The 12,247-nt window shown below is 70.9% G+C and carries 8 protein-coding genes; all 8 read left to right on the forward strand.

The window, feature by feature from the left end:
* Window positions 1-16: 16 nt before the first annotated feature.
* The 8 genes from ACE101_RS29675 (at window position 17) to ACE101_RS29710 (ending at window position 12,188) form a co-directional block, all read left to right on the forward strand.
* The gene (locus tag ACE101_RS29675; protein WP_379137621.1) at window positions 17-2,092 is read left to right on the forward strand and encodes a chemotaxis protein CheA; all 2,076 of its coding nucleotides are present in this window, start codon (window positions 17-19) and stop codon (window positions 2,090-2,092) included.
* Window positions 2,093-2,166: 74 nt separating this feature from the next.
* Window positions 2,167-2,577 (forward strand): chemotaxis protein CheW, encoded by a 411-nt coding sequence (locus ACE101_RS29680; protein WP_379139035.1) that lies wholly within the window; start codon window positions 2,167-2,169, stop codon window positions 2,575-2,577.
* Between the two features lie 147 nt (window positions 2,578-2,724).
* Window positions 2,725-4,935, forward strand: a complete 2,211-nt coding sequence (locus tag ACE101_RS29685) for a HAMP domain-containing methyl-accepting chemotaxis protein (RefSeq protein ID WP_379137624.1) — start codon at window positions 2,725-2,727, stop codon at window positions 4,933-4,935.
* A gap of 136 nt (window positions 4,936-5,071) precedes the next feature.
* On the forward strand, window positions 5,072-7,165 hold the full coding sequence (locus tag ACE101_RS29690) for a HAMP domain-containing methyl-accepting chemotaxis protein (RefSeq protein WP_379137626.1): 2,094 nt from the start codon (window positions 5,072-5,074) through the stop codon (window positions 7,163-7,165).
* A gap of 130 nt (window positions 7,166-7,295) precedes the next feature.
* The gene (locus ACE101_RS29695; protein ID WP_379137628.1) at window positions 7,296-9,620 is read left to right on the forward strand and encodes a HAMP domain-containing methyl-accepting chemotaxis protein; all 2,325 of its coding nucleotides are present in this window, start codon (window positions 7,296-7,298) and stop codon (window positions 9,618-9,620) included.
* 127 nt (window positions 9,621-9,747) lie between these two features.
* Complete coding sequence (locus ACE101_RS29700) at window positions 9,748-10,218, forward strand: chemotaxis protein CheW (protein ID WP_379137630.1); 471 nt, start codon at window positions 9,748-9,750, stop codon at window positions 10,216-10,218.
* Between the two features lie 10 nt (window positions 10,219-10,228).
* Complete coding sequence (locus ACE101_RS29705; protein WP_379137632.1) at window positions 10,229-11,074, forward strand: CheR family methyltransferase; 846 nt, start codon at window positions 10,229-10,231, stop codon at window positions 11,072-11,074.
* Between the two features lie 7 nt (window positions 11,075-11,081).
* A complete protein-coding gene (locus ACE101_RS29710; protein WP_379137635.1) occupies window positions 11,082-12,188 on the forward strand; it encodes a protein-glutamate methylesterase/protein-glutamine glutaminase in 1,107 nt (368 codons plus the stop codon).
* Window positions 12,189-12,247: the final 59 nt, after the last annotated feature.

The following is a 12,247-nucleotide window of genomic DNA, read 5'->3' on the forward strand; positions in this document are numbered from 1 at the left end:
TCCAGCCGGTGACGCCATGACCAGTCTCGACCCCGCCGAGGTCTTCCGCACGGAAGCCGCCGAACTCCTCGACCGCCTCGAAGCGACCCTTCTCGATCTCGGCGACCGCCCGGACGATCGGGCGCTCATCGACACGGCCTTCCGCGCCCTCCACACCATCAAGGGCTCGGGTGCGATGTTCGGCTTCGACCACGTCGCCGAGTTCACCCACGATTTCGAGACCGCCTTCGACCTCGTCCGGCAGGGCACGGTTCCGGCCTCCCGGGATCTCGTCAACATCTCGCTCTCGGCCAAGGACTACATCCGCACCCTCATCGAGGATCCGGCCGGCACCGATCCGATCATCGGCACCGCCATCCTGGAGGAACTCCGCCGCCTCGTCCTGCCCGGCGGCCGTCCGGCGGAGAGCGCCGGGGCCGAGCCGGCGCCGGCCGCCCCGGCGGCGGTGCCGCAGGGCTGGCGCGTCGCCCTCGCCTTCGATCCCGACATCCTGCGCAACGGCACCAACCCGCTCGCGCTCCTCGACGATCTGCGCGACCTCGGCGCCACCGCCCTCGTGCCCCGGCTCGACGCGGTGCCGGAACTCGACGCCATCGACCCCGAGCGGCTGGCCCTCGGCTGGGATCTCCAGCTGCCCGGAACGGTCTCCCGCGAGGCGATCGAGGACGTGTTCCTCTTCGTCGCCGACGAGATGACCCTCGGCCTGACGCCGCTGGGCGAGGCGGCGGCTCCCGCCGCTGAGCCGGCGCCCCTCCTCGCCCCTGCCTCTGCCCCGCAGGCCGCCGCGGCCCAGGCTCCGCTTCCTCAAGCCCCCGCGCCTCAAGCTCCCGCCCCTCGCGCCGCCGGCCCTCAGCCCGAGGCGCCCGCCCGCCCGGCGCCCGAGCGGCCCGCCCCCGCCCGCCGGGCCGAGGAGAAGACCGGCTCCACCGTGCGCGTCCAGGCCGAGCGCCTCGACGCGCTCATGGACCGGGTCGGCGAACTCGTGATCGCGCAGGCCCGCCTGAGCCAGCTCGCCTCGCAGCGCGCCGACGGGGCGATCACCGCCATCTCCGAGGAGATCGAGCGCCTCGCCGCGGCCCTGCGCGACACCACCATGGGCATCCGCATGGTGCCGATCGCCTCGCTGTTCAGCCGGTTCCGCCGCCTCGTCCACGACCTCTCGCGCGACCTCGGCAAGCCGGTCGAGTTCGTGACCGAGGGCGAGGAGACCGAACTCGACAAGACCATGATCGAGCGGCTGGCCGATCCGCTCGTCCACCTCATCCGCAACGCCATCGACCACGGCATCGAGTCGCCCGAGCGCCGGGCGGCGGCCGGCAAGCCCGCGACGGGCCGCATCGCCCTCACCGCCGAGCATGTCGGGGCGCAGGTTTTGGTGACCGTGCGCGACGACGGCGGCGGCCTCGACACGGCGCGCATCCGTGCCAAGGCCGAGGAGGTCGGGCTGGTGGCGCCCGGCGCCGTCCTGAGCGAGGCCGAGATCCACCAGTTCCTGTTCGCGCCGGGCTTCTCCACGGCGCGCGAGATCTCCGCCCTGTCGGGGCGCGGCGTCGGCATGGACGTGGTCAAGAAGACGATCGAGGCCATGCGCGGCACGATCGACGTCGCCACGATTCCGGGCGCGGGCACCGCGATGACACTGCGCCTGCCGCTCACGCTGGCGATCATCGAGGGATTGCTGATCCGCGTCGGGGAGAGCCGCTACGTCATCCCGCTCTCGGCGGTGGAGGAATGCGTCGAGCTGCCGCCCGCGGACGCCGCTCTGCAGGGGCGCAGCGTCCTCAACATCCGCGGCGAGATGGTGCCCTACCTGCGGCTGCGCGAGCTGTTCGCCAGCACCGGCACGCCGGACCCGCACCAGAAGGTGATCATCACCGCGATGAACGGGGACCGGGTCGGCTTCGTCGCCGACCAGATCATCGGCAGCCACCAGACGGTGATCAAGTCGCTGTCCAAGCTGCACGCGGACGTGACGATGTTCTCGGGGGCGACGATCCTCGGGGACGGCAGCGCGGCGCTGATCCTCGACATTCCCCAGCTCATCGCGGCGGGCCAAGCGAAGACCGGCACCGCCCTTCCGGAGGCCGCCTGATGACCGAGCACGCCGACATCCGCGAGCCCACGACGAAGGGGCGGCCCGACGACGCGCTGCCCCGGCAGGTGCTGATGCTGGGGATCGCCGACGAGGTCTTCGCGATCGATGCGGGCATGGTCCGCGAGATCATCGATCCGATCCCGACGACGCAGGTCACGGGGGCGCGCCCCCACCTGCCCGCCGTCGTGAACGTGCGCGGCAACGTGATCCCGCTCGCGGATCTGCGGGTGCGCTTCGGCATGCCCCCGCGCGCCCAGAGCCCGGACACCCGCATCGTGGTGATCGAGCTCCCGATCGACGGCGATCCGGTCTGCGTCGGCATCACCGCCGACAAGGTGCACGAGGTCACCGAGATCGCGGGCGCCACGAGCCAGCCCATCCCCCGGGTCGGGCTCGCGATCCGGACGGAGTTCATCCGCTCGATCATCAGCTGGAACGGCCAGTTCGTGATCGTTCCGGACATGGAAATCATCCTCGCCTGACGCCGCTCGGCCCGGACCGCCCGGGCCCCCGGCCGCCGTCCCCCCTGCATGCCGGGCCTCCCGGGCCGCAAGCCCGCGGACAATCATCCGGTGCGCCCGTCTTCCACCGATCCTTCCGCAGCAACCCTCCGACCAAGGGGTCGACAAATGAAGTTCACGGTGAAAGTCAAGCTCGCAGGAGCGTTCGGGCTGGTGCTCCTGCTCGCGGCGGGTGCCGGCGGCATCAGCTACGTCAAGCTGTCCGACTTGGCCGCGACCCAGCAGGATCTCGCGCAGCGCGGGATCCGGGTCGGGGTGATCTCGGACCTGCAGAACGCGCTCTCAGCGGCGGCGCGCATCGAGAAGAACATGGTTCTCGAAAGCAACCCGGTTCAGATCGAGAGCCTGAACCAGGATCTCTCCCGCCGCGTCGCTGACGTGATGCGGCTCAAGGCCGAGTTGGAGCGGGGCGCCTCCGAGGAGGCGCGGCGGATGCTCGGCGAGGCGAGCGAGAAGCTCACGGCCGCCCTGAAGACCGAGGCCGAGACGGCGCGGTGGGCGACGCTGAACTCGAACTTCCGCGCCTTCCAGCACTTCCAGACCGAGACGGCCGGCCTGATCCAGCGGCTGAACGGCCTGTCCAACAAGCTCACCGCGGAACTGTCCAGGCCGGGGGCGAGCGAGGAGCAGCTGCGCGGCGCCATCGCGTTCGACCATGCCCGGGAAACCTGGCTGCGCTACACGCGGGCCTTCACCTTCATGCTCTCGGCCGGTTCGCTCCCCGAGCTGGAGCGGTACGCCCAGGACGCCGAGGCGGCACGCGCCGCCTTCGAGGCGGGGTTGGCCGGGGCGCGGCCCTCCGCGGGCCTCGCCGGCACGCTCGGCTCCGACGTGCTGGCGCAGTACGACGCGGCCGCCGCGTCGATGAAGCAGGCCATGAAGATCGCGGCGGAGGGCGGCAACCTGCGGGCCCAAACGCTGACGATGGGCGATGGCCGCACGCAGCTCAACGCGGTGCTCAAGGCGTATGACGACTATGCCGACCTGATCAAGCGGCAGATGGCGGAGGCCGCCCGCGACGGCGCGGTCGCGGCGGACAACGCCAAGCTGTTGCTGATCGTCATCCTGCTGACCTCGTTGGCAATCGGCATCGGCGCCGCGACTTGGATCGCGCTGGCCATCAGCCGGGGCCTGAGCCGGGCGGTGGGCCTCGCCAACGCGGTCGCGGTCGGCGATCTCAGCCAGACCCTGCCGGTCACGTCGCGGGACGAGGTCGGCGACCTGATCACGGCCCTCAACGCCATGACGGCGAACCTGAACGCCACCGCGGCAGCGGCCGACGAGATCGCCTCCGGCAACCTCACGATCACCGCCAAGCCGATGTCCGAGAAGGACAGGCTCGGCATCGCCCTCCAGACGATGCTGCACCGCCTGCGCGCGGTGGTCTCCGAGGCGCTGACGGCCGCCGCCAACGTCTCGGCCGGCAGCCAGGAACTCTCGGCCTCCGCCGAGCAGCTCTCCCAGGGCTCCACCGAGCAGGCCGCCTCCACCGAGGAAGCCTCCGCCTCCATGGAGGAGATGGCCGCCAACGTGAAGCAGAACGCCGAGAATGCCGGCCAGACCGAGACCATCGCCCGCCAGTCCGCCCGCGATGCCGAGGCCAGCGGCCAGGCCGTCGGACGCGCCGTCGAGGCCATGCAGACCATCGCCCAGAAGATCACCATCGTGCAGGAGATCGCCCGCCAGACCGACCTGCTCGCCCTCAACGCCGCCGTCGAGGCCGCCCGGGCCGGCGAGCACGGACGCGGCTTTGCGGTGGTGGCCTCCGAGGTGCGCAAGCTCGCCGAGCGCAGCCAGGCGGCCGCCGCCGAGATCGGCACCCTGTCGAGCGACACCGTGAAGGTGGCCCAGGAGGCCGGGGCGATGCTGGGCCGCTTGGTGCCCGACATCAAGAAGACGGCGCAGCTGGTGGAGGAGATCTCGGCGGCCTGCCGCGAGCAGGATGTGGGTTCGACGCAGATCAACCAGGCGATCCAGCAGCTCGACAAGGTGACGCAGCAGAACGCCAGCGCCTCCGAGCAGGTCTCGGCGACCTCCGAGGAGCTGGCCGCCCAGGCCGAGCAGCTCCAGACCACCATCGCCTATTTCCGCATCGACGCGGAGGGGTCGGCCACGCGGCTGGAGAAGCCCCGGGCGGTCAAGCGCGCGGCGGTCCGGGAGACGGATGCGGCGGTGTCGCAGCTGCGGGGCGCGGCGGCGCGGATGGCGGCGCCGGCGAACCCGGGCAAGGCCAAGCCGGCCCGGCGGGCGGATACGGGCGGCTTCGCCTTCGACCTGGACGGCGATGAGGACGACGCCGCCTTCAAGCGCAGCGCCTGATTTATCCAAGCAATTCACTCCCTCGGCTCAAAGCCGAGGGAGTGAATTCATTCAACAAATCCCGGCATAGTTTCGCCGAGGTCGCAGCGATGGCCCCACCCACTCCAAATATTTTTTCCGACAAACGGAGAGAACCGTGCGACTGACGATCAAAGCGAAACTGGCTTCCACCTTCGGAGCGATCATCGCACTGTCGGTCGTCACAGGAGGCATCGCGTATTACCAACTGTCCGAGATGGCCGCCGCCGAAGCCGTGATCATCGATCAGGGCAAGCGGGCCATCAAGGTCGGAGAATTGCAGGAGCAGATCAACGCCCAGGCCCGCTCGGAGCGTAACATCCTCCTGGCGACCAGCGACAAGGAGCGGGATGGCTTCATCGGCACGCTCCAGGAGCAGCGCGCCACGGCGCAGCGCCTGTACGGCGAGATTTACGAGGCGGCGAGCGAGCAGGGCAAGCGCCTGCTCGAGCAGGCGAATACGAGCTTCCGGCGGCTGAATCAGCTCCAGGACGAAGCGCTCGGCTTCGCGCGGCTGAACTCCGCCACCCACGCCGTCGCGCTCTGGAAGAGCGAGGGCCTGCCGGCCGTCCTCGGCTTCAACACGGCCCTCAGCGAGGCCGCGGCCGAGATCGCGAAGGCCCCGTCCTCGGCGGATCGGGAGAAGGCCGCCCTCCTGTTGCAGACGCTGCGCTATCAGGGGGCCCGCGTCGTGAGGGTCAGCCTCGAGATCACGAGCGCCACCACCCTGTCCGAGGTCGAGGACAGCCGTCGCGCCGTCTCCACCGAGCATGGCGCCGTCCAGGGCGCGCTGAAGGAGCTGTCGGCGGCCCTGGGCGCGCTCGGCATCAACGGCAGCGAGGTCCGCAAGCAGACGGAGCGGCTCGTCGGCATCGTCGACCGCGTCGTGGAGACGGCGGCGGCCGCCGGCGACATCCGGGCGAAGGAGATCACGACGGGCGAGGGACGCAAGGCGATCCGCGAGACGACCGCGGCCTTCAAGCAATACGCGCAGTTCACCGGCACGCGGATGGACGAGACGGCGACGGCGGCGCTCAAGAGCGCGGACTTCGCCAAGTCCCTGATGCTCGCCATGATCGCGGCTTCCGTGCTGGTCGCGATCGCCTCGGCTCTCTGGATCGCCATCAACATCAGCCGCAGCCTCGCCCGGGCGGTCGGCCTCGCCGACGCGCTGGCGGGTGGCGATCTGACCCGGAAGGCCGAGATCGGCAGCAACGACGAGATCGGCGATCTCGTGGCGGCGCTGAACGGAACCGTCGACCGCCTGCGCGCGGTGGTGACCGAGGCGCTGACGGCCGCCGCCAACGTCTCGGCCGGCAGCCAGGAACTCTCGGCCTCCGCCGAGCAGCTCTCCCAGGGCTCCACCGAGCAGGCCGCCTCCACCGAGGAAGCCTCCGCCTCCATGGAGGAGATGGCCGCCAACGTGAAGCAGAACGCCGAGAATGCCGGCCAGACCGAGACCATCGCCCGCCAGTCCGCCCGCGATGCCGAGGCCAGCGGCCAGGCCGTCGGACGCGCCGTCGAGGCCATGCAGACCATCGCCCAGAAGATCACCATCGTGCAGGAGATCGCCCGCCAGACCGACCTGCTCGCCCTCAACGCCGCCGTCGAGGCCGCCCGGGCCGGCGAGCACGGACGCGGCTTTGCGGTGGTGGCTTCCGAGGTGCGCAAGCTCGCCGAGCGCAGCCAGGCGGCCGCCGCCGAGATCGGCACCCTGTCGAGCGACACCGTGAAGGTGGCCCAGGAGGCCGGGGCGATGCTGGGCCGCTTGGTGCCCGACATCAAGAAGACGGCGCAGCTGGTGGAGGAGATCTCGGCGGCCTGCCGCGAGCAGGATGTGGGCTCGACGCAGATCAACCAGGCGATCCAGCAGCTCGACAAGGTGACGCAGCAGAACGCCAGCGCCTCCGAGCAGGTCTCGGCGACCTCCGAGGAGCTGGCCGCCCAGGCCGAGCAGCTTCAGACCACCATCGCCTATTTCCGCATCGACGCGGAGGGGTCGGCCACGCGGCTGGAGAAGCCCCGGGCGGTCAAGCGCGCGGCGGTCCGGGAGACGGATGCGGCGGTGTCGCAGCTGCGGGGTGCGGCGGCGCGGATGGCGGCGCCGGCGAACCCGGGCAAGGCCAAGCCGGCCCGACGGGCGGATACGGGCGGCTTCGCCTTCGACCTGGACGGCGACGAGGACGACACCGCCTTCAAGCGCAGCGCTTAAACACTCTTCACCCCAACCTGGCTCTCGAACGACAGGACCGGGGGCCGACGCAAGAGCAGGACAGATCACCTCACCCTCAGAATCGAACCCGGCTCGCGGAAAGAGCGAGCCACAATCTTGGGGTCCTACCGTGCGCTTAACGATCAAGGCCAAACTCGCGGGCGGATTCGGCGCCGTTCTGCTGCTCGTGGGCATCGCCGGGGGAGTCGGCTATCAACGGCTGACCGCCTCCGACGAGGCGATGCAATTCATCGTCGCCCGCTCCGACGTGCAGAATCACGTGCTCGAGGCCAAGGCCCACGCCATCCGCGGCATGTCGAACATCCGCGCCATGGTGATCAGCACCGACGACGCCCAGACGGCCGATTTCGCCAAGCGGGCCGAGACCAATCACACTGACGCCGTCGCCGCCCTGGCCCGGGCCAAGAGCCTGATGGTCTCCGAGGAGGCCAAGCGCCTTCTCGAGGATCTCACCGTCAAATACGAGAAGCAGCACGTCCTGGCCGGACAGATCCACGACTTGGCGCAGTCTCACGTCGTCGTGAAGTCGTGGGCGGAAATCAACGCGGTGGGCCGCCCGGCCATGAACGGGCTCCGGCAGGAAGCCGACGCCCTGATCGACCGGTCGCTCAACCAGGGTGCCGCGAGCCTCACGCGGGCTGTCACCACCTTCCAGCTCCGCGCCGAGCGCGCCTGGGGGCAGATCCTGGCCGCGGCCGGCGCGATGACCGCCCCGGTCCTCGCCGAGCGGGTCGCTGCCGCCAAGCAGCTGCGCGACGAGGCGGTCGCGGCCCTGGACGAGACGGCGAAGCTGAGCGCGGCGCAAGGAATCGCAATCGACGCCCTGCGGGCCAAATTCGGCCTGTGGCTCGGCTCTCTTCAGAAGACGCTCGCCCTCGTCGAGACGGGCAGCACGATCAAGGCCGTCGATCTCACCTCGGGCGAGTACGCGGTCGTGAGCACCACGGCGAACCAGGCGTTCGACGCCCTCGTGGCGCACGAGAACCACGTCATGGACAAGGCGGAGGCTCGGGCCAGGGCCGACTCGATCGAGGGCCGGACGATCCTGTTCGCCACCGTCGCGGCGGCGCTGCTGATCGGCCTCGCCATCGCCACCTGGCTCGCCGTCACCATCTCGCGCGGCCTCGGCAGAGCCGTGGCGCTGGCCGATGCGGTCGCCGTCGGCGATCTCAGCCAGCGGATCGAGGTCTCGTCGCGCGACGAGGTCGGCGATCTCGTCACCGCCCTGACCCGCATGACCGCCAACCTCAACGCCACCGCGGCTCTGGCCGACGAGGTCGCCCGCGGCAATCTCACGGTGGAGGCCAAGCCCCTCTCCGACAAGGACGCGATGGGCCTCGCCCTCGGCCGCATGATCGCCAACCTCAACGCGACGGCGGTGCTCGCCAACGAGATCGCCTCCGGTGACCTCACCGTCGAGGCCAAGCCCCTTTCCGACAAGGACGCGATGGGCCTCGCCCTCGAGACGATGCTGCACCGCCTGCGCGCGGTGGTCTCCGAGGCGCTGACGGCCGCCGCCAACGTCTCGGCCGGCAGCCAGGAACTCTCGGCCTCCGCCGAGCAGCTCTCCCAGGGCTCCACCGAGCAGGCCGCCTCCACCGAGGAAGCCTCCGCCTCCATGGAGGAGATGGCCGCCAACGTGAAGCAGAACGCCGAGAATGCCGGCCAGACCGAGACCATCGCCCGCCAGTCCGCCCGCGATGCCGAGGCCAGCGGCCAAGCCGTCGGACGCGCCGTCGAGGCCATGCAGACCATCGCCCAGAAGATCACCATCGTGCAGGAGATCGCCCGCCAGACCGACCTGCTCGCCCTCAACGCCGCCGTCGAGGCCGCCCGGGCTGGCGAGCACGGACGCGGCTTTGCGGTGGTGGCCTCCGAGGTGCGCAAGCTCGCCGAGCGCAGCCAGGCGGCCGCCGCCGAGATCGGCACCCTGTCGAGCGACACGGTGAAGGTGGCTCAGGAGGCCGGGGCGATGCTGGGCCGCTTGGTGCCCGACATCAAGAAGACGGCGCAGCTGGTGGAGGAGATCTCGGCGGCCTGCCGCGAGCAGGATGTGGGCTCGACGCAGATCAACCAGGCGATCCAGCAGCTCGACAAGGTGACGCAGCAGAACGCCAGCGCCTCCGAGCAGGTCTCGGCGACCTCCGAGGAGCTGGCCGCCCAGGCCGAGCAGCTTCAGACCACCATCGCCTATTTCCGCATCGACGCGGAGGGGTCGGCCACGCGGCTGGAGAAGCCCCGGGCGGCGGTCAAGCGCACGGCGGTCCGAGAGACGGATGCGGCGGTGTCGCAGCTGCGGGGCGCGGCGGCGCGGATGGCGGCGCCGGCGAACCCGGGCAAGGCCAAGCCGGCGCGGCGGGTGCCGGAGGCGGGCGGCTTCGCCTTCGACCTGGACGGCGACGAGGACGACGCCGCCTTCAAGCGCAGCGCCTGAGCCGACCCAAGCCTGCGCGGGGCCGCCCCGCGCAGGCACCGCGCCCGGCCGTCCGGCGCCGCCCCTGCCCTCACGGCCCATCCCTCCCCTCTCGCCTCGCCCCGCTGGCGGCGCAGGAGTTGCCCCGATGTCGAGTTCCGCGCAGTACCTCACCCTCGGTCTCGATCGCGAAACCTTCGGGATCCCGATCGAGCACGTCCACGAGATCCTCGACCATCAGCCGGTCTCGGCCCTGCCGCAGGCGCCGGACTTCCTGGTCGGCATGATCAACGTCCGCGGGCGCAGCTACCCGGTGGTGGACCTGCGCACCAAGCTCGGCCTGCCGCGCGTCGACCCGACGCCGGCCACCCGCATCATCCTGCTCAACGTGCCGATGCGCGGGCGCGCGATGAGCGTCGGCTTCATCGCCGACCGCGTCTTCGAGGTCACCGATCTCGACAGCGACCGCATGGAGGGTCCGCCGGAGGTCGGCGGGCGCTGGCGCTCCGACTACATCGCCGCCATCGGCCGCAAGGGCGAGTCCTTCGTGGTGGTGTTCGATCTGGAGCGCCTGATGTCCCGCGACGATCCGGCGGATTTCGCCGCCGCGGCGGCCTGAGGAGGCGACCGTGCCCGCGTCCGAGCGTCTGGACGAGACGCATTTCCGCTCGATCGCCGACCTGATCGAGCGGCAGGTCGGTATCCAGCTTCCGCCGGTGAAGCGGACCATGGTCGAGGGGCGGCTGCGCAAGCGCGTGCGCGCCCTCGACCTCGACGGGCTCGATACCTATGCCCGCCTGCTGTTCGAGGAGGGCCATCTCAAGCAGGAACTCACGCATCTCATCGATTGCGTGACGACCAACAAGACCGACTTCTTCCGCGAAGCGGAGCACTTCACCTTCCTGCGGGAGGCGGCGGTGCCGCGGCTGCTGGCGCGCGCCCGGCGCCCGACGCATCTCAAGGTGTGGAGCGCCGCCGCCTCGATCGGGGCGGAGGCCTACACGATCGCGATGGTGCTCGACGACATCGCGCGCGAGATCCAGGGCTTCGCCTACTCGATCCTCGGCACCGACGTCTCGACGGAGGTGCTGAAGGTCGCCGCCCGGGGCATCTACGGCCTCGACATGCTGGCGGCGGTGCCCCCGCCCTTCCGGCGGCGCTACGTCATGGAGGCGCGCGACGCGCAGCGCCGGGAGGGGCGCATCGTGCCCGAGCTGCGCCGGCGCGTCCGCTTCCGGCACATGAACCTGATGGACACGCGCTACCCGGTCGATCAGGACGTCGACATCATCTTCTGCCGCAACGTCCTGATCTACTTCGACAAGCCGACGCAGCGCATGGTGGTGGAGCACCTCGCCCGGCACCTGCAGCCCGGCGGCTACCTCATCCTCGGCCATTCCGAGACCATGGCGGGCGTCGGCGCGGCCGGCCTGACCCAGATCTCGTCCTCGATCTTCCAGCGTGCGGGAGCATAAGCGCATCATGACCGGCCCGCGCCCTCCCATCCGCGTCCTGATCGTCGACGACTCGGCCTCCGTCCGGCAGACCCTCTCCGCCATCCTGCGCGACGTGCCGGACATCGAGGTCCTGGGCACGGCCGCCGATCCCTACGTCGCCGCCCGGCGCATCCAAGACGACATCCCGGACGTGATCATCCTCGACATCGAGATGCCGCGGATGGATGGGCTCACCTTCCTGCGCAAGATCATGGCGCAGCGGCCGATCCCGGTGATCGTGTGCTCCGGGCTCACCGAGCAGGGCTCCCGGCTGCTGTTCGAGGTGCTGGAAGCCGGCGCCGTCGACGTGCTGCCGAAGCCCCGCGTCGACACGCGGCAGGCGCTGATGGAATCCTCGGTGCGGGTCTGCGACGCGGTGCGGGCCGCGGCACGCGCGCGGCTGCGCGGCGTGCGCCGCTCCGTGCGCACCGTCGAGGCCAAGCTCTCCGCCGACGTGATGATCCCGCCGCCCGTGCTCGGCCGGGCCGTCTCGGCGACGGAGCACATCGTCTGCATCGGCGTCTCGACGGGGGGCACCGAGTCGCTGCGCGACGTCCTCGAGCCGCTCTCCGCGGACTGCCCAGGCCTCGTCATCGTCCAGCACATGCCCGAGCGCTTCACGGCGGCCTTCGCCAAGCGGCTCAACGGCCTCTGCACCATCGCCGTGAAGGAGGCGGAGGACGGCGATCTGGTACAGCCGGGCCAGGCGCTGATCGCGCCGGGCGGCCGCCACCTCCTCGTGCAGCGCCTCGGCAACCGCTACAAGGTCGCGGTCAAGGACGGCCCCCTGGTCTCGCGCCACCGCCCCTCGGTGGACGTGATGTTCCGCTCCGCCGCCCAGGCCGCCGGCCCGAACGCGCTCGGCATCATCATGACCGGCATGGGCGACGACGGGGCGACCGGTCTCCTGGAGATGCGCAAGGCCGGCGCCCACACCATCGCGCAGGACGAGGAGAGCTGCGTCGTCTTCGGCATGCCCAAGGAGGCGATCGAACGCGGCGCGGCGGCTTCGGTGCTGCCCCTCGACCGGCTCTGGTCGGAGGTCTCCCGCTTCGGGGCCGCTCCGGAGGGAATGCGGGCGCGCAGCGCCTGAGCGGGACCCTCGCGGCCCGGCGGTTTGACGAACCCCGCCGGGTCCGGTCCGATGCGGCC

Source organism: Methylobacterium carpenticola, from assembly GCF_042748905.1.
Classification (GTDB): domain Bacteria; phylum Pseudomonadota; class Alphaproteobacteria; order Rhizobiales; family Beijerinckiaceae; genus Methylobacterium; species Methylobacterium carpenticola.

What these genes read in the sequence shown, in the direction of transcription:
- ACE101_RS29675 (WP_379137621.1), top strand. Translation starts at nt 17, where the DNA reads ATGACCAGTCTCGACCCCGCCGAGGTCTTCCGCACGGAAGCCGCCGAA.
- ACE101_RS29680 (WP_379139035.1), top strand. Translation starts at nt 2,167, where the DNA reads ATGCTGGGGATCGCCGACGAGGTCTTCGCGATCGATGCGGGCATGGTC.
- ACE101_RS29710 (WP_379137635.1), top strand. Translation starts at nt 11,082, where the DNA reads ATGACCGGCCCGCGCCCTCCCATCCGCGTCCTGATCGTCGACGACTCG.
- ACE101_RS29700 (WP_379137630.1), top strand. Translation starts at nt 9,748, where the DNA reads ATGTCGAGTTCCGCGCAGTACCTCACCCTCGGTCTCGATCGCGAAACC.
- ACE101_RS29685 (WP_379137624.1), top strand. Translation starts at nt 2,725, where the DNA reads ATGAAGTTCACGGTGAAAGTCAAGCTCGCAGGAGCGTTCGGGCTGGTG.